Genomic DNA, 26,949 nt, shown 5'->3' with positions numbered 1-26,949 from the left:
CCGACATCAATACATACTTCCGCCTTTTTACGAACAAAGCCGCTCTGGCCCGACTTCCGCGGTGTGCTACGAGGTGGCACCATTCATCCGTGACCTTCGCCCATCGTCTGCGTCCGCGCCTCGTCCAGGAGCGCGAGTCGGTTTCGACGCTCGAGCTGTTCTTCGACCTCGTGTTCGTCTTTGCGATCACGGGCGTCACCGGTTTCATGGCGGACGACCCCACGGGCGTCAATCTGCTGCGTGGCTCGCTGGTGATCGCCGTTCTGTGGTGGAGCTGGGTGGGATACGCGTGGATCTGCAACCTCGTGCGCGCCGACGAAGGAGTCGTGCGGGTGGTGATGTTCGGTGCGATGGGTGGCGTCTTCATCACCGCGCTGACCATCCCCGAAGCATTCGACGATCTAGCCGGTGGGCTGGACGGCCCAGTTGTCTTCGCCCTCGGCTACTTCGTGGTGCGGTCCCTACATCTGCTGATGTTCTGGGTGATCAGCCGCGACGATCCGCAGCTGCGCGGCCAGGTTCTCCGGTTCACGCCGAGCATGTTGATCGGCACGACCTTCCTCTTGATCGCCTCCCAGCTCACTGGAAACGCACAGACCGTGATGTGGTTCCTGGCCCTCGCCGGTGACTACATCGGCACCCTCATCGGGGGGACCGGGTGGCGGCTGCGATCGGTCACCCATTTCGCGGAGCGGCACGGACTCATCATCATCGTCGCCCTGGGTGAGTCGATCGTGTCCATCGGCATCGGCGTCGCGGACCTCCCGATCTCCTGGGCCATCATCGTGGCGTCGCTGCTCGGCCTCGCGGTGTCGGGGCTGCTGTGGTGGTCGTATTTCGACGTGACGTCCCTGGCCGTGGAGCACGCGTTCGAACGAGCCACAGGTGCCCGTCAGATCCGGATCGCCCGCAACTGCTACAGCTTCCTGCATCTTCCGATGGTGATCGGTGTCGTGATGCTGTCGCTGGGACTGAAGAAGATCCTGTCGTATGTCGGCGACGGTAACGATCACCGGCTGACAGATCCTCTGTACGGCTGGCCGCTGATCGCACTGTTCGGTGGCGCCGGGCTCTATCTGCTCGCACTGGTGTGGTTCAAGGCGTACGCCACCGGGTCCGTGACGGTGCCCCGGGTGGTGGCGGCGGTCATCCTGCTCGCACTGATCCCGCTCGTCTGGCACGTTCCCGCCCTCGCGACGCTGGGGATTCTCACTGCGGTCCTCCTCGCGCTGATAGGTTTCGAAACGATCCGCTACGACGAGCCCCGCGACCAGATTCGTCACGCCCACCCGTGAGCACTTGTTAACACTCCGCGGTGGATATGTACGCACGGGCTGTCACCAGTTCGTGAAGAACAGATGATTGACGGCCAGTGCGCCGAAAGCCTGTAGTGCAAGCCAGAACCGGTGACTTGGCCGCGGCAACAGCGCGGGAGCGGCGAGCAGCCACACCGCGAACGGCAGCCAGATGCGTTCGGTTTCGGCTTTGCTCAGCGCGCTGAGGTCCGCGATCACCACGGCAAGCAGGGCGGCGACCACCAGCACGTTGACCGGGGACAGCTCCTTCAGCCGCGGCCACGTGAACACCCGAGGGAGCGCGGCAGGTACCGCCACTCCGACGGCGCACACGAGGGAGGCGAAGTTCGCCCATGCCCAGAACCGGAACGGCCGATCCGACGCGATGCCCTGGTAGTAGCGTTCCTGCACCAACACATAGCCGTCGAACCACCAGAAGCCGTACGCAGTGAACACTGCCGCCACCGCAAGGGCACCGACCATGGCGCCGGCCAGCGGCCTCGCCGTGCGGGCGATCACCAGGACGGCCACCGCGGGCAATGCCATCAGAACCAGGCCATAGCTGAGATAGATCCCGAATCCGAGCAGCACGCCACCACTGACCGCGGCTGTGGTCGGACACCGGACCGCGCGACGGGCGGACAGGGCGAGCAAGACGATCCCCCACGCCACCACTCCCGCGAACAAGGCGTCCGCGGACACCGCCACCCAGATCGCGGTGGGCGCGAGCACGAGGAACGGGGCCGCGCGCCGCGCCATCGACTCGTCGCCCAGCGCCCGGATGGTGACGATCACGGCAGCGGCCGCGCTCGCCCCGACCACGACACACAATGCCGAGGCCCAGGTGCCGCCGCCGAGGCCGATCCGGTCGAGCCAGACGAACGTCAGGAGCGCACCCGGCGGATGCCCCGACACGTGGGTGGTCCACGATTCGGGTTGGTTGTCCAAAATTCGTTCGGTGAAGCCGCGCAGCGTCGTCGGGATGTCGGTGATCCGGGGAACCTCGTGCAGATACTCGTCCTCGGACGTCAATCTGCGAACGAACCCGCGCTGCCAGCCGTCCACCATCGCCAGCGACATCGCCCATGCGGCGGAGACGAGCCACGCTCCCAGCGTGAGGTGCCGCCACGACAGCCGCGAGGCTAGGCCGGGACCCCACACCGTGACCGCCACCGCGAGCACGATCGCGACCGGGGTCCCCCAGCCGACGTGCACGTCGCGGAACCCGAACAGCGGAGCGGCATCCGCGAAGTCTCGCACGCTCTCCGCCGCCCGGTGAACAATCGCTGTCATCGTCTCGTTGCCCAGGCGTGGGACGACGAACGCCGCGGCGACGAGAAGCAGCGCGAGCCCGGCAGCCGTCAGATCCCGGTACGCGAAGCGCCGTCCCGCTGCTCGCTGCTCGGGTCCGATGACGTCATCTCCTTCGGCGAAAGTCGCACTCGCGCCCAGCATAACGACGGAGGATGTCTCTATGACCGCAATGAGTTCCACCGAACGCCCGCGTGCGGAGGTTGCCGTCATCGGCGGGAGTGGCTTCTATTCCTTTTTCGACGAAGGAGCAGCGGAGGTCGAGCTCGTCACCCCCTATGGCAGCCCGAGCGCCCCCATCACGGTAGGCGAAGTGGACGGCAGGCGGGTTGCCTTCCTGCCGCGGCACGGTCGGCGTCACGAGTTCGCTCCCCACACGATCCCGTATCGCGCCAATCTGTGGGCGCTGCGCACACTGGGTGTGCAGCGGGTGTTCGCACCGTGCGCCGCCGGGAGCCTCGTCACCGACTGGGGTCCCGGAACGCTGGTGATCCCGGACCAGCTGGTCGACCGCACCAGTGGCCGCACCCAGACGTACTTCGATGGCGGCGGCATTCACGTGCAGTTCGCCGATCCGTACTGCGCCGACCTGCGCAAGGCGGCCCTGCGGACCGGCACGGTCGACGGCGGGGCGCTGGTGGTGGTCGAGGGCCCACGCTTCTCGACCCGGGCGGAAAGCCAGTGGTTCGCACGGCAGGGCTGGTCACTGGTGAACATGACCGGACACCCTGAGGCCGTTCTGGCCCGGGAGCTCGAGATGTGTTACGCCACCATCGCTCTGGTCACCGACCTCGACGCCGGGATCGATGCAGGGGACGGTGTGCGCGCCGTGGATGTGTTCGCGGAGTTCGAACGCAACCTCGGTTCCCTGACATCATTGGTTCACAAGGCGATCGCCGCGGCGCCGGAAGGTCCGTGCGACACCTGTCGCGTGCACGAGGGCGCGACCTTGCCGATCGAACTGCCATGACTTCTCGACGAGTGCTGCTCACGGGCGCAACAGGCTTCATCGGTAGCCACGTCTTCACGGCTCTGCAGGATGCGGGACACGAGGTCGTGGCGGTGGACGCACTGCTGCCGTGCGCGCACGGCGCCGACGCGGACATTCCGGACGGTGTTCGGCACATCGATGTCCGCGACCAGGAAGCCATCACCCGACTGCTGAACGGCATCGACGTGGTGTGCCACCAGGCCGCTGTCGTGGGGGCAGGAGTGGACGCGAGCGACGCCCCCGCATACGCCAGTCACAACGACTTCGGAACGGCAGTACTCCTGGCCGCGATGTACGAAACCAAGTGCACCCGAATGCTACTGGCGTCGTCGATGGTGGTGTACGGCGTCGGGCGCTATCGCAACCGGCGCGGCGATGACGTCGAACCGGCACCACGCCGTAGGACCGATCTCGACGCGGGAGTGTTCGACCACATCGATCCCGACACCGGGGAGCCGCTCGAGTGGGCCCTCGTGGACGAGGATGCGCCGCTGCGTCCGCGTAGCTTCTATGCCGCCGGCAAGGTGGCCCAGGAGAATTACGCACTCGCCTGGTCGCTGGCCACGGGCGGATCCGTCACCGCGCTGCGCTACCACAACGTGTACGGCGACGGGATGCCTCGCAACACGCCGTATTCCGGTGTCGCGGCGATGTTCCGGTCGTCTCTCGACGACGGCGACCCACCTCGGGTGTTCGAGGACGGACGGCAGACACGGGACTTCGTCCATGTCCGGGATGTCGCGGCGGCGAACATTGCCGCACTCGACGCGGAGTTACCGGAATTTGCGGCGTTCAACGTGTGTTCGGGCCAGCCGATCACGATCGGTGAGGTGGCCACGACACTGGCACGTTCCTGCGGCGGGCCCGAGCCTGTCGTCACCGGGAAATATCGCCCCGGCGACGTCCGGCACATCGTTGCCGATCCACGAAGAGCCGAACAGTTCCTGGAATTCCGGGCCCGGATCCGGCCGCACGACGGACTCACCGCCTTTGCCCACGCACCGCTGCGCAACGCCCGCTCGATGGGTTCTCCTCATGTCTGAGGGCGTCACCATCTCTCCCGCGGACGTCACCGTGGTGATTCCCTGCATGAACGAGGCGAGATCGTTGCCGGGTGTACTCGCCGGGATCCCGCCGGGCTACCGAGTGCTGGTGGTGGACAACAATTCCACCGACGGCACCGCTGACGTCGCCCGGACGCACGGTGCGTCCGTCGTGGCAGAGGCCAGGCCCGGGTACGGCAGCGCCGTCCACGCGGGCGTGGAGGCCGCACGGACGCCGGTGGTGTGTGTGCTCGACGGCGACGGTTCGATGGACCCCCGCGAGCTCCCCGCACTCGTCGCTGCCGTGGAATTCGGTGCGGATCTCGCCGTCGGCCGCCGCCGCCCGGTCGAACGCAGCACCTGGCCCCTGCACAGCCGGATCGGCAACGCCGTCGTCGCTGCCCGCCTTCGACGCCGCTACCGTATCCCCGTCCACGACCTCGGTGCGATGAGAGTGGTTCGGCGGCAGGCCCTTCTCGACCTCGGTGTCGGCGACCGGCGTTCGGGTTACCCACTGCAGCTCCTCATTCTCGCCGGCCGCGCGCACTGGCGGATCACCGAATGTGACATCACCTACCGACCGCGCACCGCGGGGTCGTCGAAGGTGTCGGGGTCGGTCAAGGGGACGCTGCGCGCCGTCCACGACTTCTGGAGGGTGATGCGGTGAGCATCGGCGTGGCCGTTCTCGTGGTCGCGAAGGTTCCGGTGCCGGGGTTCGCGAAGACTCGCCTCGCCCGGGAGATCGGGAACGGCGCGGCCGCAGATCTGGCGGCGGCGTCACTGCTGGACACTCTCGACGCGGTCACCTCGACCGGAGTTGCCCATCGTGTCGTGGCCCTGACCGGTGATCTCGCGCGGGCGACGCGGAGCAGAGAGATCACGGCAGCACTGAAGGGCGTCACCGTCCTCGAACAGCGCGGCGGCAATTTTGCGGAACGCCTGGTCAATGCCCACGCCGACACCTTCACGATGACCAAATCACCGGTTCTGCAGATCGGGATGGACACGCCGCAGGTCACCGCGCATCTGCTCGGCGATGCGGCCGCACTACTTGCCGACGAGGCACCGACGTGTGTGCTCGGGCCTGCCGAGGACGGCGGCTGGTGGGCTCTGGGCGTACCCGACCCCGGGGTCGCGGAGGCGATCCTCCCGGTGCCGACGTCCAGTTCCGAAACCGGTCGGAAGACCTACGAGGCGCTGATCGCCGCGGGCGCGTCGGTGCGCCTGCTACCGACCTTGCGCGACGTCGATCACGCCGCCGATCTCGGACCAGTCGCGGCGCAGTGTGCACTGGGAAGCCGCTTCCGCACCTGTGAGTACTTATTAACATTCCGGGGGCTGTTGCGAAATTGAGGGTCGGGGTGCCCGCGTGTCTACATGCTGTGACCTGCGGTTTCCTGGATAATGTGTTGGTGGCCAAGGGATATCGACCGGTAGATCGTGATCAGCAGTTCCTGTTGCCGCCGGACATGCGGGAGTGGTTACCGGCCACCCATCCGGTGTGGACGGTGATCGAGATCGTCGGCACCCATCTCGATACCCGGGCGTTCCATCACGGCCGCCGCACCGGCGGTGCGGGGCGGGCCGGCTACGACCCGGACATGCTGGTGACCTTGCTGATCTGGGCGTGGTCGCGGGGAGTGTGCTCGTCCCGGCAGATCGAGCGGGCCTGCTCGGAGGTGGTGTCCTACCGGGTGATCTGCGCCGGAGACGCCCCCGATCACGCGACGATCTCGCGGTTCCGCAAGGACAACCACACCGCCTGCGAGGAGTTGTTCACGCAGGTCCTGATCCTGGCCGCGCGGATGGGACTGGGCCGACTCGAAACGATCGCGTTGGACGGGGTGAAGATCGCCTCGAACGCCTCGAAGGACGCCAACCGCACCGAGGACGGGCTCCGCCGAGCGGCCGAGGCGGAGGCCGCGCGGATCGCCGCGGCGGCGGCGGCCGCGCACGCGGCGTGCGACGACGCCGAGGACGACCTCTACGGCAACGACGGTCCGGGACCGGGGCAGGTGCCGGCGGAGTTGGCCGATCCGGCGACCCGCTCAGCGCGGATCGCGGAGGCGTTGGCCCAGCTCGAGACGGAAAAGCAGGACCAGGATGCCGACCGGGACCGTAAGGCCCACGATTATCTGAGCAGGCTCGATGCGGGTCAGACGGTGATGGGGCGGGTGCCGGTGGGGGCCGAGGTCGCCGCCGCCGAGCGGCGGCTGGCGCAGGCGGTCGCCGCGCAGCAGGGTGTGCTCGACCGGTTCCGGGATGCTCCCGCCGCCGGTCGGGGCCGGTTCGTGCCGAAACCGGTCGACGAGCATCATCTGGTGCGGCGGCGGCGCACCGAACTCGAAACCGCCCTGTGTAAACACCGCGAGCGCATCGCCGCCGCCGGGCAGCGGCGCCGCAACATCACCGACCCGGACTCGCGGTTGCAGCCGCTGCGCGGCGGCGGGTGGCTACAGGGATACAACTGTCAGGCGTTCACCAGCGAGGACGGGGTGATCCTGGCCACCGGGGTCGGGACCAGCCCCGCGGACTATGACTACTTCCCTGACCTGGTCGACAAGGTCGGCAAGGCCGCGCAACTGATCGACGCCACCCGTCGCGGCCGAACACTTCCCACCGACCCGCCCCCTACCGGCCCGGACCCCGCCGACCCGACACCGGAGGAGTTGATCGGGGTGATGCTCTTCGACGCCGGGTACTGCTCGCGGAGCAACCTGACCTCGCCCGGCCCGGACCGGTTGATCGCGACCGGCAAGAGCCGGGACCTCGAGGCCGCCGCGGCCGACGATCCGATTGCTGGATCCGCACCACCGCACCCGCACCCGGATCCAATCCGGGCGATGGCCGATCGGCTACGCACCGAGGACGGCATCGCCACCTACCGCAAGCGCTCACCGATCGCCGAAACCGTGTTCGGACACGCCAAACACAACCTCGGCTTCCGCCGGTTCACCAGCCGCGGCCTCGACCGGGCCCGCAGCGAATGGGCGTTCCACGCCGCCGTCCACAATCTCGGCAAGATCCTCACCCACCTCACCGGCGGAACCACCCTCCCGGCCACCACCTGACCGAGAGCCGCAAAGGTGCGGGATCCCCCACCGCGGCACCCCCTCACCCGCCAGCGCGGTCACACATTTCGCAACAGCCCCTCCGCGGTTAATAAGTACGCACGGGTGGGGACGGGAGGAGCGGCCGGAGGAACGGTGCGATTCGGTTCTCGATAGCCGCGTTGTAGGCGGCCGGTTGCTGGATGGGATTGGCGTGCCCGATCCCATCCAGCTTCGCGACGAGCAGCGTGCCGTCCACGCCGCCGGACTGCTCGACGAGTATGCGTTGGGTGTAGTCGACATCGACCACGGGATCGAATCGACCGTCCCGCGGGCGAACGAAAACGACTGCCGGCAGGGGTTTCCCATCCCGCTCCACGGCAAGCGACTTCAAATTGTCGATGGCACCGGAGGCGACAATTACCTTGAACTGGGACTCGATCAACCCGTTACTGGCGGCATCATCCGAGAACACCTTGTCGTGCAGGACCTCCTCGACGACGCTGCCGAGAGCGGACAGATCGACGCGCGGGTACCACGAGTTGCTGTCGAGGAAGCGGTCCTTGCGGGCGGCTGTTTCGACGAGCACGCGAAGGCTCCTGCTCTCCCGCGCGCCCGGCAACCAGCCGATCCACCGCAGCATGTCCTCCCCGGCGTCGCGCGCATCTCCCCGCACGGCGTGCAGATCGACGGGCGTGCAGTCGAGAACGACCCCTGCCAGCACGGTGTCGGTGTCCTCGTAGATGTGCTGAGCCACCTCCAGCGCGACCACCCCACCCATGCTGTGCCCCGACAGGATGATGTTGTCGGTTCCCGTGGCGGCGGCATGGTCGACGATCAGGTCGCTGATCACCTTGGTGTCGATACCGCTGTTGTCATATTCCACCGCCCACACCTGCCCGAGGTCGGTATAGGCCCCGAGCGACCGTGCCGTATCCGTGGCGTCGACGTTGCCGAGCCCGACCATGTCGACCACTGCTGTTTTCTGATCGGCCGGATCTTTCGCCTCGTAGACGTCGTGGACGGCGGGCAGGGTCTGGGCCAGCCGCTCCCTCTCGGGTTGCACGTCCTGGACCCAATATTGCCCACCGACGATGAGCACGGGCACCATCGACAGTCCGAGCCACATCAGCATTCGGCGAGTGCGGCCGAAGCGGCGCCACGAGTGTCCCGGGCGGGATCGGCGCAACTGCATTTTCCGTCGGGCATCACTCCAGTCGCCGACGGTGGACGGGGGGCGAGGGACGTACTGTTGCATCTCTTCCGACGGTACGCGTGCCGGTTTCCTACGGTGGTCACGCAGCGAGGGAGACGTCCGTGCGTTCCCCTTCCCCGCGCAGTCCGGCCCGCCCCTCCCACATCCTGCACAGGACGATGGCGAGTCCGACGCAGGCCCAGCCGGCGAGCACATCCACCACATAGTGTTCGCCGCCGTAGACGAGCGCGAACGCCATCGCCAGTGGGTACAGCACGAGTGGAATACGCAGCCACCACCTGGTGGTCAGCGGCCACAACGCGATCGCGACCAGGAAAGCGAAACCGGCGTGCAGCGAGGGCATTGCCGCCACCGGATTGCCCTGTGCCTCCAGCCACCGCGTGCTCACGTCCAGCGGGACGATGCCGAATCCGAAGCCGGCGACCCGGCCCACGGGATCATCGATCGCGCCCACCTCGGCCGCAAACCACGGCGGCGCGGCCGGCAGCAGGATGTAGGTGGTCAACCCGAGGTACGAGAGCACCAGCACCCGCCTCATGTATTTCGCCCAGATCGGCCGGGAGTACGCGTAGAAGACCGCCGCGACCAGCCACGGCACGAGGAAATGACTGGTGTAGACGATGCCGGTGAGCAGAGTCCACCACGGTGGCACACCGTGCGGCCCGAGCAGCTGGTCCTGCAACCAGACCGTCGGGATCGCGCCGCCGAACAGCCAGCTCTCCGCGGTGACCAGTTCCGTGACGCGGATGGGCATTCCGAGTTCGTCGGCGACCCCCCGGCTGAGGTCGTACACCACCAGCGCGGCGATGAGCGGGAGCCAATCCGTCAGTACCTTCAGGTGTTCACGCCAGCTGCGGTCGATGGTGAAGGCAATCAGCCCGGCGATGATCCAGGCGGCCTGATAGAGACGATCGGTGGGCAATCCGACGAACCAGATCACCAGCACCAGCGCCGACAGGTACGAGAACCACACCACCTGCCGCAGTCGGATCCGGCGCCGCGACGTTTCCACGGCCTCGGTCGGTGCGGCCCGGAAGAACTGCTCCTTTACCCAGTCGTTCACGTGCACCCCACCTTCGAGCCCGGTTAATCGATGCTACGCACCTGTCATCGTCACCGGGCTCGGTCAGGAGCGATCCGCCTCGGGCGTGTCGAACGATCCGTGCCGCCCCGCGCCGGCGGCGAACCGCGACGCACCCTCGACTGTTCCGTTCGCCAACGAGGTTGCGCCGTGGCGTAGTTCCGCCAGGAGCGCGATCTCCTCGGAAAGGCCGTGCTGTTCGAGGACCGACAGCCGGTCTTGCCGCATGCACACCTGCGGGAAGGCAGCGATGTCGGCGGCGAGTTGCTGCGCCGCCGAAAGCGCGTCACCGGCCGGGACCTTCCGGTTGATCAGCCCGATCAGGAGGGCTTCGTCGGCGTCGACGGAACGGCCGGTGAGAATCAGATCCATCGCGCGACTCTCACCGATGAGTCGCGGGAGGCGAACCGTTCCCCCGTCGATCAGGGGGACACCCCAACGACGGCAGTAGACCCCGAAGATCGCGTTCTCGTCGGCGACCCGCAGGTCGGCCCACAGTGCCAATTCGAGTCCACCGGCCACGGCATGACCCTCGACCGCGGCGACGACAGGCTTGGACAGCCTCATGCGGGACACGCCCATCGGGGCGTCACCGTCCGGGGCTACCCGGTTACCCCGGCCTGCGCTGATCGCCTTCAGGTCTGCCCCTGCGCAGAACGTCCCGCCCTCACCGTGCAGAACTGCGACGGAGGCGTCTTCGTCGCGGTCGAACTCGCGGAAGGCGTCGGCGAGCGCCTCGGCGGTGGGCCTGTCTACCGCGTTGCGCACTTCCGGCCGATTGAGACTGATCGTCGTGACCGGGCCGTCCCGTCGGACGAGTACCACGTCGGAAGCCATCGGATGCGCCTTTCCTCGCTGGTCCGGCCGACGTTAGCACCCTTGACGGAAGAACGGAACGGGTGTTCACTTCTTTGATATGGCCTATCGGCGCACTCCTGCCGTTCAGGAAAGACTGGACGCCCTCCGTACCACCCTGATCGACTCCGCACTCGGGTTGATCGCCCGGCACGGCTACGCAGGGTGCTCCATCTCGGCCGTCGCAGCCGAGGCAGGAGTGGGCACCGGCACCGTCTACCGCCACTTCGCGAACAAGGGCGAACTGTTCGCCGAGGTCTTCCGAATCGTGTGCAGCCGCGAGGTGAGCGCTGCGGTCCAGGCCGGCAACTCCGCGCAATCCACCGAAGGGCGCTATGTCGCAGCCGTGTCGGCCTCTGTGCACACCTTCGCCGAACGCGCCCTGCGCGCACCGACACTCGCCTACGCACTCCTCGTCGAACCCGTCGACCCCCAGGTGGACACGGAGCGACTGCTGTTCCGTGAATCGTTCCGCGATGCGCTGGCAGTCGCCATCGCCGCCGCCGTCGAGGCCGGGGAAATCCCGGATCAGGATGCGTCGGTGACCGCAGCCTGCATCGTCGGGGCCATCGGTGAGGCCTTGATCCTGCCGCTGGCCCGCGGAGCCGGCGACTCCGCCATCATCCCCGCCCTGCTCACCTTCACCCTTCGATCTCTCGGGAGCCCGACATGACCGCCACGCACGAGGTTTTCAATCAGGTGCCACCCCTCACCAACTTCGACGCGGCCTACTACCCGCCGATACTCGAAGCGCTGCAACGGGAGGGCGCACACGACGCGCTCGAGGAACTGCACGACCTCGGGCGGCTGGCGGGCAGCGAGGAAGCCCAGCGGTGGGGCGACCTCGCCGAAGCGCACCCACCCGTGCTGCGGACGCACGATCGTTACGGTCACCGCATCGACGAGGTGGAGTACGACCCGTCGTATCACCGGCTGATGACCACCGCAGTCGAGATGGGGTTACACGGCAGTCCGTGGGCGGATCCGAATCCGCATGCTCACCTGATCAGAGCGGCGAAGATGGCGGTGTGGGGACAGGTCGACGCCGGGCACGGCTGCCCGATCTCCATGACCTACGCCGTCGTTCCCGCGTTGCGTCACAACCCCGAACTCGCCGCACGATACGAACCCCTGCTCACCTCCCGCGTCTACGACCCGGTGTTGCGTCCGCCCCTCACCAAGGCCGGGCTGATCGCCGGAATGTCGATGACGGAGAAGCAGGGCGGCTCCGACGTCCGCGCGGGCACCACCCGCGCGGTGCCACAGTCCGACGGCAGCTACCTGCTGACCGGGCACAAGTGGTTCACCTCCGCGCCGATGTCGGACCTGTTCCTGGTCCTCGCGCAGGCCCCGGGCGGACTGTCGTGTTTCCTGCTTCCCCGCGTCCTCCCGGACGGTGGCCGGAACCGAATGCACCTGCAGCGCCTCAAGGACAAGCTCGGCAACCACTCGAACGCGAGCAGTGAGGTGGAGTACGACGAGGCCGTGGCGTGGCTCGTCGGTGAGGAAGGCCGCGGTGTCCGAACCATCATCGAGATGGTCAACATGACCCGCCTCGACTGCACGATCGGGACTGCCACCGGCATGCGGGTCGGCACAGCGCAGGCAGCGCACCACGCCGTGCACCGCAGCGCGTTCGGCGCCCACCTGGTCGATCAGCCCCTGATGCGAAATGTGCTCGCCGACCTGGCGGTGGAGTCGGAGGCGTCCACCACGGTCGCACTGTGGCTGGCCGCACTCACCGACCGCGCGACGGCCGGTGACGAACAGGCGACGATGCTGCGCCGGATTTCCCTGTCGGTGAGCAAATACTTCGTCTGCAAACGCGGGCCGATCCATGCGGCGGAAGCCCTGGAATGCCTCGGCGGCAACGGTTACGTCGAGGAGTCGCGGATGCCGCGGCTCTATCGGGAGGCGCCCCTGTTGTCGGTGTGGGAGGGCTCCGGCAACGTCGCCGCCCTCGACACCCTACGGGCGATGGCGAAACAACCGGAGTCGCTGCAGGTGTTCTTCGACGAACTCGACTCCACTGCCGGAGTCGATTCCCGGCTCGATACCGCGGTCGCCGAGTTGAAGTCGAGCTTCGGCGACCTCGACAGCCTCGAGCACCGCGCCCGCCGGGTCGTCGGCGACATGGCACTCGCCCTGCAGGGTTCACTCCTCGTCCGCCACGGACATCCGGCGGTGGCCGACGCCTTCTGCGTCAGCAGGTTGTCCGGAGACTGGGGCACCGTGTTCGGGACACTCCCGACGGGCATCGACACCGCGGCGATCATCGACCGCGCCACCCCCAAGGTGGGGTCGTGACCGACTACGAGAACCACGCCGGCATGCGTCCCGGCGCGTGGCGGGAAGGCTGGGACGAGGGAGCCGATTCGCTGTTCGCGGACCGGGAACAGGCCGAGGACCACACCGAGTACCGCACACTCACCTACGAGGTGACCGGGCGGATTGCGCGGATCACCTTCAACCGGCCGGAGCACGGCAATGCCATCACCGCGGACACCCCGCTCGAGCTCGCCGCTACCGTCGAACGGGCCGACCTCGATCCCCGCGTCCACGTCATCCTGCTGTCTGGACGAGGGAAGGGGTTCTGCGGCGGATACGACCTCGGAGTGTTCGCCGAGAGCGGCGGCAATCCGGGAGACGGACCGGACAGGACCACCGGCACGGTGCTCGATCCGATGGTGCAGGCGCGCAATCACAATCCGTTCGGCCACTGGGATCCGATGGCGGATTACGCGATGATGAGCCGTTTCAATCGTGGGTTCGCGAGTCTGCTGCATTCGAACAAACCGACCGTCGCGAAATTGCACGGCTTCTGCGTGGCGGGCGGCACCGACATCGCCCTCTACTGCGACCAGATCATCGCGGCCGACGACACGAAGATCGGCTACCCCCCGACCAGGGTGTGGGGGGTGCCTGCCGCCGGGATGTGGGCGCACCGCCTCGGCGATCAACGGGCCAAGCGATTACTGCTGACCGGTGATTGCCTGAGCGGAAAGCAGGCAGCCGAGTGGGGGCTGGCGGTGGAGTCTGCGCCCGCCGAGGAATTGGACCAGCGCACCGAGGACCTCATCGGCCGGATCGCTCAGATGCCGATCAATCAGCTGATGATGGTCAAGCTCGCCTTGAACAGCGCTCTCCTCGCCCAGGGGGTGGCCAATTCGGGCATGATCAGCACCGTGTTCGACGGCGTCTCCCGGCACACCCGTGAGGGATACGCGTTTCAGTTGCGTTCGGCCACCGCGGGATTCCGCGAGGCTGTTAGGGAACGGGACGAACCGTTCGGTGACCACAAGCGGCGACAGTTCGATCAGCCGTAGGCGCTGTGCCCGCGCGAACGACGGACGTGAGTGCCGAAGTACGGCACTTCGGCACTCACCTGTCTCACGCGCAGTCGCGGCAGATCAGCTGGCCACCCTCGTCCGAGGCGAGTCGGGAACGATGGTGCACCAGGAAGCAGCTACTACAGGTGAATTCGTCGGCCCGTTTCGGAACGACCCGTACCGTGAGTTCCTCGCCGGACAAGTCTGCGCCGGGCAGTTCGAAGGACTCCGCGGTGTCGGCCTCTTCCACGTCGACGACGGAAGATTGCGACTCGTTCCTTCTCGTCTTCAGTTCTTCGAGCGAGTCCTCCGCGAGTTCGTCGTCGACGGTAACCCGTGGTGCGTCGTAGTCGGTTGCCATGACTTCCTCCCTTCGGCTCGGGTCTCCCCTGCCGGACATTCCCGCGCTTGCGGGGCATGGTTGCTAGACAACGCACCGGCTCCCGATTTTGTTCCCCAACCACCGGTCTATGTCATGCCGCTTGTGGTATGCCCGATCGGGGTACTCCTCAATCAGCCGACAGGAAAGTGATCGAGGCGATGACGAGCCACCGTGACGAGCCCCTGAACCGCGACCCGGGACCGGTGCCACCGGGGCCCGAACCTCCCGAGCCGGAACCGCAGCCGCCGATACCGCCCACTCCGACGCCGCCTCATCCGTTCCCGCCGGAGCCCGGACCGGAACGTCCGCCCGAACCCGAGCGGCCACCCGAACCCGGACCCGGACCGCAACCGCCAGGACCCCAACCACCCGGACCCCAGCCACCCGACCCGATGCCGCCGTACCCGCCGCAGATGTAGGTCTCACTCGGTCTGATCGCCGAGCCGTGTGAGCGCCACCAGCGTGCGCAAACCGTGAATCATCGCGCGTTCGTCGAGCCGGAAACCGGGCTGGTGCAGTTCATGACGTTCGCCGACGCCGTCCCAGACGCCGAGGCGGGCCATCGCACCGGGAACCTGCTCGAGGTACCACGCGAAGTCCTCCCCGCCGCTCGACTGCTCGGCTTCCGCGAGGTGATCGAACCCGACCACGGACTCGATCGCTTCCCGTAGATCCGCCGTGCAGTCGGGGTCGTTGACCACGGGTGGCACGCCTTGCAGGTAGGAGAGCTCGTAGCGCACGTGGTAGGGGGCGAGTAGTTCTCCGATCGTCTCGGTGACCAGGGGCTCGAGGTTGGCCCAGGTTTCGTGGGACGCACTGCGGAGGGTCCCGACGAGTTCCCCCGACTCCGGCACGGAATTGCCCACCTGACCGGCGGACACCTTCCCCCAGGTGAGGACCGTCGCCGTACGGGCGTCGATGCGGCGGTCGAGCACAGAGGCCAGCCCGGTGATGAGTACCGCACCGGCATGGATCAGATCGCCCGTCAGGTGCGGGCGCGCGGTGTGTCCACCCTGCGACCAGAGGCGCACGGTCACCGATGCGTTCGACGAGGTGATGGGACCGCTCCGGGTGGCGAGCTTCCCGACTTCGAGGTTGGGGTCGCAGTGCAGGGCGTAGATCTTGGAGACACCCTCCAGTGCGCCGGCGGCGATCGTGTCGACCGAACCGCCTGGTGTGGTTTCCTCCCCCGGCTGGAAGATCAATCGCACACGGCACGTCGGTGGGTACTTGACGAGGACGGCGGCGGCGCCCATCAGCATTGCGGTGTGCGCGTCGTGGCCGCAGGCGTGTGAAACCCCGGGCACCGTGGATTGGAATTCGAGACCGGTCGCCTCGGTGATCGGCAAGGCATCCAGATCGGCGCGCAGGGCGATGCAGTGTTCCGTCTCGGGTCCGATATCGCACCACAGTCCGGTTCCACCGGGCATGAGGACGGGCTCCACACCGAGACTCTCGAGGTGATCGCGCACGACCCGAGTGGTTCGTCGCTCCTCGAACGACAGCTCGGGATGGGCGTGGAGATCTCTACGCCACGCGAGCAGCTGCTGTTCGTCGAGTTCTCCCGACCCGGTCCAGGTCAGCTCGGATTCGCTGTCACGCCGGGCGAATCGCGCGGCCCAGTGCCTCCGCGGGCGGGTCGCCACGCTCGAGTGCGAGCGTCCCGCGTGCACGCTCGGCACCAGGGTTTCGCCCTCGGGAAGCGGTGACACCCGGTCGGCCGTCTCGGCGAGAAGCTGGTCGACGACGTCGGTCAACCGATTCCGTCGTTGGAATGCTTGACGCTGACGCGCAGCCGAGCTTCCCGTCGCGAGGGCGGCGGTAGACAGTTCGAGGACGGTGTCCCAGTCACCTGTCTCCTCGAGCTGGGGCCTCAAGGAGCGCACGAAGTCCTCGACGATGTCCGCAGCGGGCCGCGAGCGTGGAACCGTGACGTCTACCAAGTCCGCTTCCAGACCGGAACGCGCAGCCCGCCAGAGCGCCGCCCGAGTCATCGTCGAGACGATCTTCAGACCCTTGTCGCCGGCCCGCAGACCTTGGACCTCCCGTTCGACGAGGGCGCGGAAGAGGGCCGCAACAAGGATGACTGTGTCGAGTCGCGGGCAGCTGTCACACACCCGCAGTTCCAGCGTCGGAAGCTTGGCCGAGGGACGGATGTCGAAGTACGCCATGCCGGGGTCGCTGATCACGCCGCTCGACACCAGGTCGTCGATCAGGGTGTCGTACTCGGCGGCCGAGGAGACGGGCGCCGCCGGACCGGTACTCGGCCACCGCAACCACAGCAGGGTCCGCGCGCTCGCGTAACCGGTGTCCGAACCGTCGGCCCGGAACGGGGAACTTACACTGAGCGCCAGGAAAACCGGCAGGTAGGGAGCGATGCGGTTGGCCACCTGGACGGCCTCGTCCCGGTCGGGCACATCGACATGCACCTGGGTGCCGCAAATCAGTTGTTCGCGGGCGAGCATCTGATAGTCGGCCAGCATGCGCTGGTAGCGCAGTGACCCTGTCACCTGCATCTCCGTCGGAAGGGCGAGTGGCATCGATCCGGCGGCCGCCACCCCGACACCGAGCCCCTCGGCCGCGTCGACGAGCAGCGAGCGGTGCCAGGCCAGGTCGGACCTGAGGTCGGCGAGGTCGGTGAACACACCACTGTTGACCTCCACCACACACCGCTGCAGCTCGTCGACGTAGGCGTCGTCGGGCAGTCGCGCCAGCAGTTCCGGCGCACGGGTCGTCAGGCGCCGGGTCTTCAAGTCGATGAGGTGAAATTCTTCCTCGACGCCCAATTTCCTTGGGCTGCTGGCGAGCACGGTGGGGTCTCTACTGCTTCGATACGCCCTCGGTGTCATCGAAGAACGACCATTCGCCGTCGTGCTCGACTTCCATCCGCCACCCGAGTTCGCTGTTGTCGGCCCGGACATCGACGAACCACGCGTGCGCGTCGTCGGCTGCGTCGATTTCTCGGGTCTCTACCACGTCACCTTTGGGGTCGATTACTCGATAAGTCGCCATGGTGTCGGTATTCCCCGAGCGCGCCGATCCGAACCAACGTCGGAATATCCAGCAGGCTTCCACGGTTACCACACTGATTGATAGTTCAACTATCTAGAAGGAGTGCAGCCATGGAACTCGGGTTGACGACATTCGCCGAGGTCGGCCCCGGTGAGACCGGAACCGTCTCACCACGGCAGCGCCTGAAGAACCTGCTCGAGGAGGTCGTGCTCGCCGAGCAGGTCGGTCTCGACGTCTACGGCGTCGGGGAGCACCACCGAGCCGACTTCGCCGCGTCCGCGCCCGCCGTCGTGCTCGCCGCCGCAGCAGCGAAGACTTCCCACATCGCGTTGACCAGCGCGGTCACCGTGCTCAGCTCCGATGACCCGGTGCGGGTGTTCGAGGAGTTCGCCACCCTCGACCTCATCTCCGACGGTCGCGCCGAGGTAATGGCCGGTCGCGGATCCTTCACCGAATCGTTCCCCTTGTTCGGGTACGACCTCGCCGACTACGACGACCTGTTCGTCGAGAAGCTCGGGCTGCTCCTCGCACTCCGCGACTCCGAATCGGTGTCGTGGTCAGGACGATTCCGGCCGGCCTTGACCGATCAGCCGGTGTACCCCAGGCCCGAGCGTCCCCTGCCTGTGTGGGTCGGAGTCGGCGGCAACCCGGAGTCCGTGGTCCGTGCCGGGCTGCTCGGTCTCCCGATGGCGCTCGCGATCATCGGAGGCCGCCCGGCACGCTTTGCCCCGCTCGCCGACCTCCACAGGCGTGCGGTCTCGGAGGGCGGTCACGAACCGCAGCCGATCGCCGTCCACGCCCACGGTTATGTCGCCGACACGGCCGAGCAAGCCGCCGACGACTTCTACCCGTCCTATGCCGCGGCCATGACCGGACTCGGTCGCGAACGCGGGTGGGCGCCGATGGATCGCCAGTCCTTCGACGCCATGCAGGGCCCCGGCGGCTCACTGGTCCTCGGGAACCCCGAGCAGGTGGCGGAGAAGATCGTCGACATGCGCGAGACCCTCGGCATCGAGCGGTTCATGCTGCACCCCAGCGTCGGGCCGTTGCCGCACGACAAGGTGATGCGCGCCATCGAACTCCTCGGCACCAAAGTTGCGCCACTCGTCGAACAGGCGTGACGTGAGCTAGCCGGTACCGTCACCCATCACTGCACCCTCGCGTCGGGGATCGGCGCCGCCGACCCACCCGGAGTCGACGCGTTGCAGTGCACTGAGCCCGCTCGACTGCGGAGCAACCGAGACCTGGTGGCCCATCGCCCGCAACTGGGCGATCAGGGGGTCATCGGCGCCGTCCCGGGCAGCATTGATGTTCGGATGTTCACCGCCCACCCCGGTCACCGGGGTGTTGGCGGCGCCGAAGTCGACGCCCGAGACGGCCTGCTGCGGGTTCATGCCCCAATCGAGCATGCCCACCAGTGTTTTCACGACGAACTGGATGATGACCGAGCCACCGGGTGAGCCCGTCACGAATTCGAGGTCACCTCGCGCGCCGTCGTCGCCGAGACCGAAGACCAGTGTCGGGGCCATCGAACTGCGGGGCCGCTTCCCCGGCTCCACCCGGTTGGCCAGCGGCGCACCATCCGGTCCGACGGGCTGCGCCGAGAAATCGGTGAGCTGGTTGTTGAGCACGAAACCTTCGGTCATGTGGAAAGACCCGAACGCCGACTCGACCGTCGTGGTCATCGACGCGACGTTGCCGTACTTGTCGGCGATCGAAATATGACTGGTTCCGTGCTCCTTGTCCTGCGGCTGCACCCCGAGCGGCACCGGACCGAAGTCACCCGGCTTCGCGGTACCCATGCTCTTGCCGGGATCGATGAGGTCGGCACGTTGCTTCAGGTAGTCGTCGTTCAGCAGGGTGTCCACCGAATTACCGGGCAGCGGAACAAAATCCGAGTCGGCCACGTACTTGTCCCGGTCCGCATACGCCAACCGCTCCGCCTCGGCGATGAGATGCACGGCCTCCGCGGTCGGTTTTCCACCATTGGCGTCGAGGTTCGTCGGCCCCACGGCGGACAGGTCGAAGTTCTCCAGAATGCCGAGGGTCGCCGCCACCGCCGTCCCCCCGGACGACGGGTTCGGCATACCGCAGACCTCGTGGTCACGGTACTGCGTACACAGGGCCGTGCGCTTCTTCGCCTGGTAGTTCGCGAGGTCGTCGAGCGTGATCTGCCCCGGGGTCCGTCCTCCCGAGGTCGTCGCCGTGGAGTCGACGATGCTCTGGGCGATCGCGCCGGTGTAGAAGGCATCGGCTCCGCCCGAAGCGATGGCCCCGAGCGTTTTGGCCATCGCGGGATTGGTCAGCTTGGTGCCCGCCGCCTTGGGGCTGCCGTCCGGGTTCAGAAAGTACGCCTTCGACGCCTCGTCGATTGCCAGGTCGGGAGCCGACGCGGCGATCTGCCCGGCCATGCGGGGGCTGATCTCGAAACCCTGATCCGAGAGGAAGACTGCGGGATCGAACAATTCCCGCCACTCATTTCTGCCATGTTCGCGATGTGCCAGCTCGAGCATCCGGACGACGCCGGGCACTCCGATCGACCGTCCACTCGCACGCGCGTCGGGCTTCGGTTCGGTGCGGTCCGTGTCGCTGATCCAGCGGAGATAATTCTCCGTCGCCGCCATCGGTGCGACCTCGCGTCCGTCGTACGCCTCGACACTGTTCTTCTCCGCGTCGTAGTAGAGGAGGAAAGCACCACCACCGATACCCGACGACTGCGGTTCGACGATGCCGAGCACCGTTTGCGCGACGATCAACGCGTCGGCCGCGGTTCCCCCTTCGCGCAGAACGTCGCAAGCCGCTTGTGTCGAAATCGGGTTGGCGGTCGACACCGCATACGACGCGGTGTCGACGGGCACCATCCCGGAGCGGTAGACCGTCGCGATCTCCGGATTGGTCGCGAGGTTCTGAGTGGTCGGCGGCGTGCCTGCCGGCGGCGGAGCTTGCCCGGCGGGCGGCGCTGCGGCCGTCGTGCCGTTGGGAACATCGGCACAGGTGGCCGCGGGGTCGCTCGATGGCGCCTCGTCCGACGAACACGCCGCCACCATTCCGGCGCAGAGTGCTGCCGCCAGCGTTGCCCGGATTCCGATGCCGACTCCTGTGCCACGACCCATCTCGAGACCCTAACGAAAACTCGGGCCTCGGGAGAGCAGAACGCAGCTGCGCCCCGCGAGGTCGGTCCAGCATTGTGTCGAGGCGCTCACGCCCGCGTTCCGACGACGACGGTGGCGCCGAGCTCGGCGTAGGACTCGACTCGCGCGCTCAACCCCGCGTCGGTGAAGGCCTGGACTGTCCGCGTCGCCTGGCTCTTACTTGTTTCGATCAGGAGGTGACCGCCGGGGGCGAGCCAGTGCTGCGCCCCGGCCGCCACTCGCCGCTGAATGTGCAGGCCGTCGGCACCACCGTCGAGTGACACACGCGGCTCGTGCAGTCGCGCCTCGGGGGGCATCAACCGAATCGCCTCGGTCGGCACATATGGGGCGTTGGCCACCAGAACATGGACCTGTCCGCGCAAGGAAGCAGGCAACGGGTCGTAGAGGTCGCCCTCGAATACGCGCTCCGCGGGCATGTTACGACGAGCGCAGCGGACCGCGGCAGGGTCGATATCGACCGCAAACAACTCGGGGGAGTCGACAAGGGCGGCGAGCGCAACCCCGACCGCTCCCGACCCACAGCACAGGTCGACCACGACAGCGCCTTCACGCATCAAAGCCGCCGCCCGGTCGACGAGGAATTCGGTACGCCGGCGAGGCACGAAAACCTCGGCGTCGACCGCTATTCGCAGACCGCAGAACTCTGCCCAGCCGAGCACGTGTTCCAGTGGCACACCGGAAACGCGCCGCTGGACCATCGACTCGAGGTTCGTCCGATCACTCGCGGCCGCGAGGATCAACCGTGCTTCATCTTCGGCGAAAACGCAGCCGGCAGAGCGCAATTGATGAACGAGAGCATCTTCGACGGAAACTGACATGAGAGTGCCTTTCGGATTGCCGATGGGCGCTCTCTCGGCCACCTTAGGTCGGCACCACCGCGCGGTCGCGGGGTGAGAGCACCCGGACTGAACTGACGAACACGGGTCTCACCTCCTCGAACCACTCCAACTGGAGAGGGCAACACTACCTGCCGGGCACCCGGGCGAACAGGCGAACGCCGCGAACACACACCGCGTGCTCTCGCCGCACGGGCGATACGATCGTCGCCGCACCAGCCTCGAAAGGACTCCGTCACCACATGCGCCGCACTCTTGCTCTGACCGCCCTCACCCTCTGCTCCGCGACATTCCTGGCCGCCTGCGGTGGGGACAGCGCCGATTCCGCGGCACCGGAGTCGAGCACGACCTCCGCCGCTGCCAGGACCACCGCCGCCTCCGCACCGGGGAAGCGCATCTTCGCAGTCGCCGACGACCCCGCCGCCGCCGCCGATTACCTGACCTACCTGAGGTCGATGAATCAGAACGTCACCAACGACGAGACCGCGGTGCACCAGGCCGGCGAAATCTGCACCGCCCTCGACGCCGGCAAACCCCTCGACCGGGTGCGCGAGGAGTGGACGCCCATGCTCTCCGCCGACGGTGTCTACTACTACATCATCGGTGCGATCACCCGGTACTGCCCCGACCACGAGGGCGTCCTCAACTGAGGGCGCTTCGCGCCCGTGCGCCTTTCTGGTTGCTCCAGCTACCAGAAAGGCGCACGGGCGGCGGAGCCGCCTAAGCGGGAATACCTGGACAGCTCCGGTGTTACACCTCGTAAGGTAGTTGAAGAATCAATTACACGAGTTCGAGGAGATACCCGATGCCTGCCGTGACTGTCGACAACATCCTTGCCCTGCCGCGTATCGACGCCTCCGCCCCAAGCGCCGTCGACCGGCCGGTCCGCTCTCTGACCACGGCTCCGGTCGGGTACGAGGGCGAGGGCTTCCCTGTTCGCCGCGCCTTCGCCGGCATCGATCTGGCCGCGCTCGACCCGTTCATCCACATGGACCAGATGGGTGAGGTGAACTACGCGCCCGGCGAGCCCAAGGGAACGCCGTGGCACCCGCATCGCGGGTTCGAGACCGTGACCTACATGATCGACGGAATCATGGAGCACCAGGACTCCAACGGCGGCGGCGGCACCATCGGCGGAGGCGACACGCAATGGATGACGGCCGGTGGTGGCATCCTCCACATCGAGACCCCGCCCGAGCACCTGGTCATGAGTGGTGGGCTATTCCACGGCGTCCAATTGTGGGTGAACCTGCCCCGCGACAACAAGATGGCCGCACCCCGCTATCAGGACATCACCGGGCAGAAGGTGGCCCTGCTTTCCTCCCCCGACGGCGGCGCCCTGGTGCGGGTCATCGCGGGCGAGGTGGACGGACACTCCGGCCCGGGCTCGACATACACCCCGATCAGCCTGGTTCACGCGACCGTTGCCCCCGGAGCGAGCCTGACGCTGCCGTGGAATCCGGAATTCAACGCCCTGGCGTACGTCCTCGCCGGTGAGGGTCTGGTCGGTTCGGAGCGCAGGCCGTTCCGGATGGGGCAGACCGCCGTCTTCGGACGCGGCGACACCCTGACCATCGCCGCGGCAGACACCCAGGACTCGCGTACCTCCTCGCTGGAGGTTTTCATCCTCGGCGGCAAGCCGATCCGCGAGCCGGTGGCTATGGCCGGACCGTTCGTGATGAACACGAAGGCCGAGGTAATGCAGGCGTTCGAGGACTTCCAGGCCGGTCGCCTGGGATCCATCCCCGCGGCACACGAGACACTGGGCTAGTTCCGGCCCGTCGCGGCGATCCAGGCAGGTGAACGCCGGACTGCGGTGTTCACCACGTCTTCAGGGACGCCGGATCTTCGCGTCGATGCGGCGGATTCGGAGATCGTTCTGCGGGACGTGGAAGGTCTCGATCACCCGCACGGTCACGAGGGTTCGGCCGAACAGTCCGGCGTCCAGGAGATAGTCGGCTGTGACGTCGTCCCCGGCCACCGACCACGCCACCTCACGAACGGCGCGGATCAGACGGAACTGCGGACCTCGGGACAGGCTGCGGCGCAGATGGTTTCCGGAGAACGCCGTCTTGATTCCCGCCTCGTAGCGGACGGCCCGGGGATCGAAGGGTACCGCGTTCCCATCGTGACTGACCAACGCATCCAGGTACGCCTGGGCCACCTCGACCTGAGTGTTCATGTCAGTAGTCGAACATTTCTGCCGCGGCGAGCACCAGCATTTGCGCGTCTTCGCAATCACGCGCCGTTGCCGCCACCGAGGCGGTCAGTCTGTTGCCGCGTCGGGCAATTTCGCTCATCGGGCTGTGCGGCACGTTGGTGTCGACAATTTCTCCGGGATAAAAGTAGTAATGGCATTCGAGCCCGTCCTCGAAGAAGGCGAACGACTCTCCGTCGATCTCGACCACCTCCGGTCCCCCGGTCCGCGGCGGTGGGGTGGACAGGGCGAACCGCACGGACGCCTCGTCGCCGCGTCCGAGGGTCAGGCGGCACTCGTACGGCCGACTGCCCGGGGCGAACGTCGCGATCTCGGATTCGGTCACCTTTTCGACCACCCGGCACGGGTCTTGCTGCGCCAGTGGGATATTCGTCGTACCCCGCGGAGCCGAATGCAGCCTGGCCGTCACCGCCCCGAGGACGGCTCTCGCCTCCGCGCAGTCGTCACCGGCATCCGGCCTCACCACACCGGCAGTTCCGTCGAGATAGGAGACGTGACCCCAGCGCTCCGGCGCGGCGCCTCCCGGGACCGGTGGCAGCGAGAAGTAGAGCGTGCACGTACCGGGTAGCGGCGACAGCGCCGGGCGCACCTCGATGCCACCGGCGGCGGGGCCGCGGCCGACTCCCTCGGACGGTTCACGCTCCCCCACCACGACCTCGATCCAGGACGGATCGACCGGTGTACCGCCGGGCGGGATCACCTCGGCATGGCACGTCGACAGGTCGCCTGCCGGACCGTATGCGGTGAGGACGCCGAACGACGCCACGCCGGCTGCATCGAGCAGTCCGCACGGTTCGACGGCTCTGGCCGCCGCAGCCACCGCGAGCTCTGCACGGACGAAGTCGCTGACAGGCCGGCCGTAGACCGGTGCACCCACCCCGACGACACGCGGCGAGCCGTCCACGTTCACCCCGCAGGACAGGGCACACGCTGCGAAAACGATGGCGAGAACCATCGGAGTGACCCGCGAGATGTGACGCACTGCACCTCCCTCGCTCGACGTGTCGAACGGCGGCACATCCGGAAACGTGCCGAACCCCTACACACGGAGAATAGGCTCAGGAGTAGAGTGCTCGTTATGCATCGCGCACTTCTCCTTGGTTGCCGCGACGGGGTCTGATCCAGACTGGCTTCCCGTCGCGGGGTTCTCGTGCGCCGGTCGACACAGCCGTTGGGCTCACAAAGTCCGCAACGAATCTGGAGATCAATCCCATGTCCCCCGCTGACGCTTTCACCACCGGAACGCGCACCATCACGCCGCCTTCCAAGCCTGCTCCCGCCGACCAGCCGGCGTGGAACACCCAGAGGAACTCGTCGATGCCGACGTTCCGGTATCGCTCGTTCGCCGAAGAAGTGGAACCGGTGTCGCTGCCGGACCGCACCTGGCCCGACAAGACCATCGACCGCGCCCCGCAATGGTGTGCGGTCGATCTCCGCGACGGCAACCAGGCTCTGATCGATCCCATGAGCCCGGCCCGCAAGCGGCGCATGTTCGAATTGCTCGTGCGGATGGGGTACAAGGAGATCGAGGTCGGATTCCCGTCGGCCAGCCAGACGGACTTCGACTTCGTCCGCGAGATCATCGAAGACGGCGCCATTCCGGCTGACGTCACCATCCAGGTGCTCACGCAGTCGCGCCCCGAGCTGATCAAGCGCACATTCGAGGCGTGCGAGGGTGCCGAGAAGGTGATCGTGCACTTCTACAACTCCACCTCCATCCTGCAGCGCCGAGTGGTGTTCAAGGCCGAGCGCGACGTCATCAAGAAGATCGCCACCGATGCGGCCGCTCTGGCCCTGGAAGAGGCGAAGAAGTACCCGGACACGCAGTGGCGCTGGGAGTACTCGCCCGAGTCGTACACCGGCACGGAACTCGAGTACGCCAAGGAGGTGTGCGACGCCGTCACCGAGGTCTTGCAGCCCACCCCCGAGAACCCGGTCATCCTGAACCTGCCGGCCACCGTCGAGATGGCCACGCCCAACGTGTACGCCGACTCGATCGAGTGGATGCACCGCAACCTGGCCCGCCGCGACTCCGTCATCCTCTCGCTCCACCCCCACAACGACCGCGGCACGGGTGTCGCGGCTGCGGAACTGGGCTATCAGGCGGGCGCCGACCGCATCGAGGGATGCCTGTTCGGCAACGGCGAGCGCACCGGCAACGTCTGCCTGGTCACGCTGGGTCTGAACCTGTTCACCCGCGGGGTCGACCCGCAGATCGATTTCTCGAACATCGACGAGATCCGCCGCACGGTGGAGTACTGCAACCAGCTGCCTGTCCACGAACGCCACCCGTACGGCGGCGACCTCGTGTACACCGCCTTCTCCGGCAGCCACCAGGACGCCATCAACAAGGGCCTCGACGCCATGAAGATCGACGCCGACTCCCAAGATGCCGACGTCGACGACATTCAGTGGGCGGTTCCCTACCTGCCGATCGATCCCAAGGATGTGGGCCGCACCTACGAGGCGGTCATCCGCGTCAACTCGCAGTCGGGCAAGGGTGGCGTCGCCTACATCATGAAGGCCGACCACGGGCTGGTGCTGCCGCGCCGGCTGCAGATCGAGTTCTCCCAGGCGGTCCAGCGGATCACTGACGGCGAGGGCGGCGAGGTGTCCCCGAAGGAAATGTGGGACGTCTTCCACGAGGAGTACCTCGCTCCGATCACCCCCCTCGAGCGGATGAAGCAGAAGGTCACCGCGTCCGAAGAGGACGGCGGTACCGACTCCATCACCGCAACGGTCAAGGTGAACGGCAAGGAACAGGAGATCTCGGGTTCGGGCAACGGCCCGCTCGCCGCGTTCGTCGACGCGCTCGCCACCATCGACTTCGATGTCCGGGTGCTCGACTACTCCGAGCACGCGATGTCGGCGGGTGACGACGCCCAGGCCGCTGCGTACGTCGAGTGCGCCGTTACTGCGCCCGACGGCCGGAGCACGGTGGTGTGGGGTGTCGGTATCGCCACGTCGATCACCACGGCGTCGCTGCGCGCCGTCGTCTCGGCAGTCAATCGCGCTCACTGACCGATTCGTCCGTATCGCCGCGAGTGCGCCCCGTGCGCGCTCGCGGCGTTCGCGTTTTTCCGGGCCTCTGCGCCGGCGGACCGAACCGCTCGGTAACTTGACGTGAAAGTGCGCTGCGGCGTGGCGTTTTCGTTGTTCGCCCCGAAACTCACGACGT

Annotated in this window: 24 protein-coding genes; 13 read left to right on the top strand and 11 right to left on the bottom strand. The window is 67.1% G+C overall.

Translation table 11 applies throughout. The features are described 5' to 3' along the window. Nucleotides 1-89 precede the first annotated feature (89 nt). Nucleotides 90-1,295, top strand: a complete 1,206-nt coding sequence (locus GFS60_RS03130; protein WP_159918946.1) for a low temperature requirement protein A — start codon at nucleotides 90-92, stop codon at nucleotides 1,293-1,295. A gap of 42 nt (nucleotides 1,296-1,337) precedes the next feature. Here the strand turns inward: GFS60_RS03130 and GFS60_RS03125 are convergent, their stop codons facing one another. Continuing rightward, entirely contained in the window at nucleotides 1,338-2,750 is a 1,413-nt protein-coding gene (locus tag GFS60_RS03125) for a hypothetical protein (protein WP_159918945.1), read from the bottom strand. 19 nt (nucleotides 2,751-2,769) lie between these two features. Here GFS60_RS03125 and GFS60_RS03120 point away from each other — a divergent pair, with 19 nt between their 5' ends. From GFS60_RS03120 to GFS60_RS03100, 5 genes are read left to right on the top strand one after another with little or no spacing between them, the layout of a single operon-like run. After that, on the top strand, nucleotides 2,770-3,576 hold the full coding sequence (locus GFS60_RS03120; protein WP_159918944.1) for an S-methyl-5'-thioadenosine phosphorylase: 807 nt from the start codon (nucleotides 2,770-2,772) through the stop codon (nucleotides 3,574-3,576). Then, nucleotides 3,573-4,640, top strand: coding sequence for an NAD-dependent epimerase/dehydratase family protein (locus tag GFS60_RS03115; protein WP_159918943.1), 1,068 nt, complete (start codon nucleotides 3,573-3,575; stop codon nucleotides 4,638-4,640). Before GFS60_RS03120 ends, GFS60_RS03115 begins: the two co-directional genes overlap by 4 nt. Further along, nucleotides 4,633-5,307, top strand: a complete 675-nt coding sequence (locus GFS60_RS03110; protein ID WP_159918942.1) for a glycosyltransferase family 2 protein — start codon at nucleotides 4,633-4,635, stop codon at nucleotides 5,305-5,307. The genes GFS60_RS03115 and GFS60_RS03110 overlap by 8 nt, the downstream gene beginning before the upstream one ends. Next, nucleotides 5,304-5,993: a TIGR04282 family arsenosugar biosynthesis glycosyltransferase gene (locus GFS60_RS03105; RefSeq protein ID WP_159918941.1), complete on the top strand. Its 690-nt coding sequence runs from the start codon at nucleotides 5,304-5,306 to the stop codon at nucleotides 5,991-5,993. The genes GFS60_RS03110 and GFS60_RS03105 overlap by 4 nt, the downstream gene beginning before the upstream one ends. Nucleotides 5,994-6,046: 53 nt before the next feature. Continuing rightward, nucleotides 6,047-7,711 carry a transposase gene (locus tag GFS60_RS03100; protein ID WP_201453397.1) on the top strand — a complete coding sequence of 555 codons (1,665 nt, stop codon included), beginning with the start codon at nucleotides 6,047-6,049 and terminating at the stop codon, nucleotides 7,709-7,711. A gap of 88 nt (nucleotides 7,712-7,799) precedes the next feature. Here the strand turns inward: GFS60_RS03100 and GFS60_RS03095 are convergent, their stop codons facing one another. The 3 genes from GFS60_RS03095 to GFS60_RS03085 all read right to left on the bottom strand — a co-directional run bounded on the left by GFS60_RS03095 (nucleotide 7,800) and on the right by GFS60_RS03085 (nucleotide 10,824). Further along, nucleotides 7,800-8,948, bottom strand: coding sequence for an alpha/beta fold hydrolase (locus tag GFS60_RS03095; protein WP_159918940.1), 1,149 nt, complete (start codon nucleotides 8,946-8,948; stop codon nucleotides 7,800-7,802). Between the two features lie 37 nt (nucleotides 8,949-8,985). Beyond that, the gene (locus GFS60_RS03090; protein ID WP_159926827.1) at nucleotides 8,986-9,879 is read right to left on the bottom strand and encodes a phosphatase PAP2 family protein; all 894 of its coding nucleotides are present in this window, start codon (nucleotides 9,877-9,879) and stop codon (nucleotides 8,986-8,988) included. 153 nt (nucleotides 9,880-10,032) lie between these two features. Continuing rightward, a complete protein-coding gene (locus tag GFS60_RS03085) occupies nucleotides 10,033-10,824 on the bottom strand; it encodes a crotonase/enoyl-CoA hydratase family protein (protein WP_159918939.1) in 792 nt (263 codons plus the stop codon). Between the two features lie 79 nt (nucleotides 10,825-10,903). Between GFS60_RS03085 and GFS60_RS03080 the strand changes: the two genes are divergently transcribed. Genes GFS60_RS03080 through GFS60_RS03070 form a run of 3 tightly spaced genes read left to right on the top strand, consistent with a single transcriptional unit; the run spans nucleotide 10,904 to nucleotide 14,168 of the window. After that, on the top strand, nucleotides 10,904-11,515 hold the full coding sequence (locus GFS60_RS03080; RefSeq protein ID WP_159918938.1) for a TetR/AcrR family transcriptional regulator: 612 nt from the start codon (nucleotides 10,904-10,906) through the stop codon (nucleotides 11,513-11,515). Beyond that, nucleotides 11,512-13,149, top strand: coding sequence for an acyl-CoA dehydrogenase family protein (locus GFS60_RS03075; RefSeq protein WP_159918937.1), 1,638 nt, complete (start codon nucleotides 11,512-11,514; stop codon nucleotides 13,147-13,149). Before GFS60_RS03080 ends, GFS60_RS03075 begins: the two co-directional genes overlap by 4 nt. A gap of 23 nt (nucleotides 13,150-13,172) precedes the next feature. Next, a complete protein-coding gene (locus GFS60_RS03070; protein ID WP_284707379.1) occupies nucleotides 13,173-14,168 on the top strand; it encodes a crotonase/enoyl-CoA hydratase family protein in 996 nt (331 codons plus the stop codon). Between the two features lie 64 nt (nucleotides 14,169-14,232). Here GFS60_RS03070 and GFS60_RS03065 read toward each other — a convergent pair whose 3' ends face one another. From GFS60_RS03065 to GFS60_RS03055, 3 genes are all read right to left on the bottom strand, one after another. Then, nucleotides 14,233-14,532: a DUF4193 domain-containing protein gene (locus GFS60_RS03065; protein ID WP_109326292.1), complete on the bottom strand. Its 300-nt coding sequence runs from the start codon at nucleotides 14,530-14,532 to the stop codon at nucleotides 14,233-14,235. Nucleotides 14,533-14,975: 443 nt separating this feature from the next. Next, nucleotides 14,976-17,363, bottom strand: a complete 2,388-nt coding sequence (locus tag GFS60_RS03060) for a glutamate--cysteine ligase (RefSeq protein ID WP_159918935.1) — start codon at nucleotides 17,361-17,363, stop codon at nucleotides 14,976-14,978. A 10-nt stretch (nucleotides 17,364-17,373) separates the two neighbouring features. After that, a complete protein-coding gene (locus GFS60_RS03055) occupies nucleotides 17,374-17,565 on the bottom strand; it encodes a hypothetical protein (protein ID WP_109326290.1) in 192 nt (63 codons plus the stop codon). Nucleotides 17,566-17,675: 110 nt separating this feature from the next. Between GFS60_RS03055 and GFS60_RS03050 the strand changes: the two genes are divergently transcribed. Then, nucleotides 17,676-18,686, top strand: coding sequence for an LLM class flavin-dependent oxidoreductase (locus GFS60_RS03050; RefSeq protein WP_159918934.1), 1,011 nt, complete (start codon nucleotides 17,676-17,678; stop codon nucleotides 18,684-18,686). 6 nt (nucleotides 18,687-18,692) lie between these two features. On the opposite strand, the gene ggt is transcribed toward GFS60_RS03050, so the two are convergent. Both ggt and GFS60_RS03040 read right to left on the bottom strand, forming a co-directional pair. Then, on the bottom strand, nucleotides 18,693-20,678 hold the full coding sequence (gene ggt, locus GFS60_RS03045; RefSeq protein ID WP_159918933.1) for a gamma-glutamyltransferase: 1,986 nt from the start codon (nucleotides 20,676-20,678) through the stop codon (nucleotides 18,693-18,695). Nucleotides 20,679-20,764: 86 nt separating this feature from the next. Beyond that, complete coding sequence (locus tag GFS60_RS03040; protein ID WP_159918932.1) at nucleotides 20,765-21,535, bottom strand: putative protein N(5)-glutamine methyltransferase; 771 nt, start codon at nucleotides 21,533-21,535, stop codon at nucleotides 20,765-20,767. 260 nt (nucleotides 21,536-21,795) lie between these two features. Between GFS60_RS03040 and GFS60_RS03035 the strand changes: the two genes are divergently transcribed. Both GFS60_RS03035 and GFS60_RS03030 read left to right on the top strand, forming a co-directional pair. Continuing rightward, complete coding sequence (locus tag GFS60_RS03035; protein WP_159918931.1) at nucleotides 21,796-22,203, top strand: DUF732 domain-containing protein; 408 nt, start codon at nucleotides 21,796-21,798, stop codon at nucleotides 22,201-22,203. Between the two features lie 155 nt (nucleotides 22,204-22,358). After that, nucleotides 22,359-23,324, top strand: coding sequence for a pirin family protein (locus GFS60_RS03030; protein ID WP_159918930.1), 966 nt, complete (start codon nucleotides 22,359-22,361; stop codon nucleotides 23,322-23,324). 60 nt (nucleotides 23,325-23,384) lie between these two features. Here GFS60_RS03030 and GFS60_RS03025 read toward each other — a convergent pair whose 3' ends face one another. Continuing rightward, complete coding sequence (locus GFS60_RS03025; protein WP_159918929.1) at nucleotides 23,385-23,735, bottom strand: hypothetical protein; 351 nt, start codon at nucleotides 23,733-23,735, stop codon at nucleotides 23,385-23,387. A gap of 1 nt (nucleotide 23,736) precedes the next feature. Beyond that, nucleotides 23,737-24,753 carry a hypothetical protein gene (locus tag GFS60_RS03020; protein WP_236603362.1) on the bottom strand — a complete coding sequence of 339 codons (1,017 nt, stop codon included), beginning with the start codon at nucleotides 24,751-24,753 and terminating at the stop codon, nucleotides 23,737-23,739. A gap of 230 nt (nucleotides 24,754-24,983) precedes the next feature. Between GFS60_RS03020 and leuA the strand changes: the two genes are divergently transcribed. After that, nucleotides 24,984-26,792 (top strand): 2-isopropylmalate synthase, encoded by a 1,809-nt coding sequence (gene leuA / locus GFS60_RS03015; RefSeq protein ID WP_159918928.1) that lies wholly within the window; start codon nucleotides 24,984-24,986, stop codon nucleotides 26,790-26,792. Nucleotides 26,793-26,949: the final 157 nt, after the last annotated feature.

The sequence above is a fragment of the Rhodococcus sp. WAY2 genome (genome assembly GCF_009859915.1).
In the GTDB taxonomy this organism is placed as follows: Bacteria; Actinomycetota; Actinomycetes; order Mycobacteriales; family Mycobacteriaceae; genus Rhodococcus_F; species Rhodococcus_F oxybenzonivorans.
The sequence above is the reverse complement of the archived record's forward strand: the minus strand, read 5'-3'. Positions and strand labels throughout refer to the sequence as shown.

What these genes read in the sequence shown, in the direction of transcription:
- leuA (WP_159918928.1), top strand. Translation starts at nt 24,984, where the DNA reads ATGTCCCCCGCTGACGCTTTCACCACCGGAACGCGCACCATCACGCCG.
- GFS60_RS03030 (WP_159918930.1), top strand. Translation starts at nt 22,359, where the DNA reads ATGCCTGCCGTGACTGTCGACAACATCCTTGCCCTGCCGCGTATCGAC.
- GFS60_RS03095 (WP_159918940.1), bottom strand. Translation starts at nt 8,948, where the DNA reads ATGCAACAGTACGTCCCTCGCCCCCCGTCCACCGTCGGCGACTGGAGT.
- GFS60_RS03065 (WP_109326292.1), bottom strand. Translation starts at nt 14,532, where the DNA reads ATGGCAACCGACTACGACGCACCACGGGTTACCGTCGACGACGAACTC.
- GFS60_RS03085 (WP_159918939.1), bottom strand. Translation starts at nt 10,824, where the DNA reads ATGGCTTCCGACGTGGTACTCGTCCGACGGGACGGCCCGGTCACGACG.
- ggt (WP_159918933.1), bottom strand. Translation starts at nt 20,678, where the DNA reads ATGGGTCGTGGCACAGGAGTCGGCATCGGAATCCGGGCAACGCTGGCG.
- GFS60_RS03125 (WP_159918945.1), bottom strand. Translation starts at nt 2,750, where the DNA reads ATGCTGGGCGCGAGTGCGACTTTCGCCGAAGGAGATGACGTCATCGGA.
- GFS60_RS03110 (WP_159918942.1), top strand. Translation starts at nt 4,633, where the DNA reads ATGTCTGAGGGCGTCACCATCTCTCCCGCGGACGTCACCGTGGTGATT.
- GFS60_RS03025 (WP_159918929.1), bottom strand. Translation starts at nt 23,735, where the DNA reads ATGAACACTCAGGTCGAGGTGGCCCAGGCGTACCTGGATGCGTTGGTC.
- GFS60_RS03120 (WP_159918944.1), top strand. Translation starts at nt 2,770, where the DNA reads ATGACCGCAATGAGTTCCACCGAACGCCCGCGTGCGGAGGTTGCCGTC.
- GFS60_RS03035 (WP_159918931.1), top strand. Translation starts at nt 21,796, where the DNA reads ATGCGCCGCACTCTTGCTCTGACCGCCCTCACCCTCTGCTCCGCGACA.
- GFS60_RS03055 (WP_109326290.1), bottom strand. Translation starts at nt 17,565, where the DNA reads ATGGCGACTTATCGAGTAATCGACCCCAAAGGTGACGTGGTAGAGACC.
- GFS60_RS03080 (WP_159918938.1), top strand. Translation starts at nt 10,904, where the DNA reads ATGGCCTATCGGCGCACTCCTGCCGTTCAGGAAAGACTGGACGCCCTC.
- GFS60_RS03075 (WP_159918937.1), top strand. Translation starts at nt 11,512, where the DNA reads ATGACCGCCACGCACGAGGTTTTCAATCAGGTGCCACCCCTCACCAAC.
- GFS60_RS03050 (WP_159918934.1), top strand. Translation starts at nt 17,676, where the DNA reads ATGGAACTCGGGTTGACGACATTCGCCGAGGTCGGCCCCGGTGAGACC.
- GFS60_RS03115 (WP_159918943.1), top strand. Translation starts at nt 3,573, where the DNA reads ATGACTTCTCGACGAGTGCTGCTCACGGGCGCAACAGGCTTCATCGGT.
- GFS60_RS03040 (WP_159918932.1), bottom strand. Translation starts at nt 21,535, where the DNA reads ATGTCAGTTTCCGTCGAAGATGCTCTCGTTCATCAATTGCGCTCTGCC.
- GFS60_RS03070 (WP_284707379.1), top strand. Translation starts at nt 13,173, where the DNA reads ATGCGTCCCGGCGCGTGGCGGGAAGGCTGGGACGAGGGAGCCGATTCG.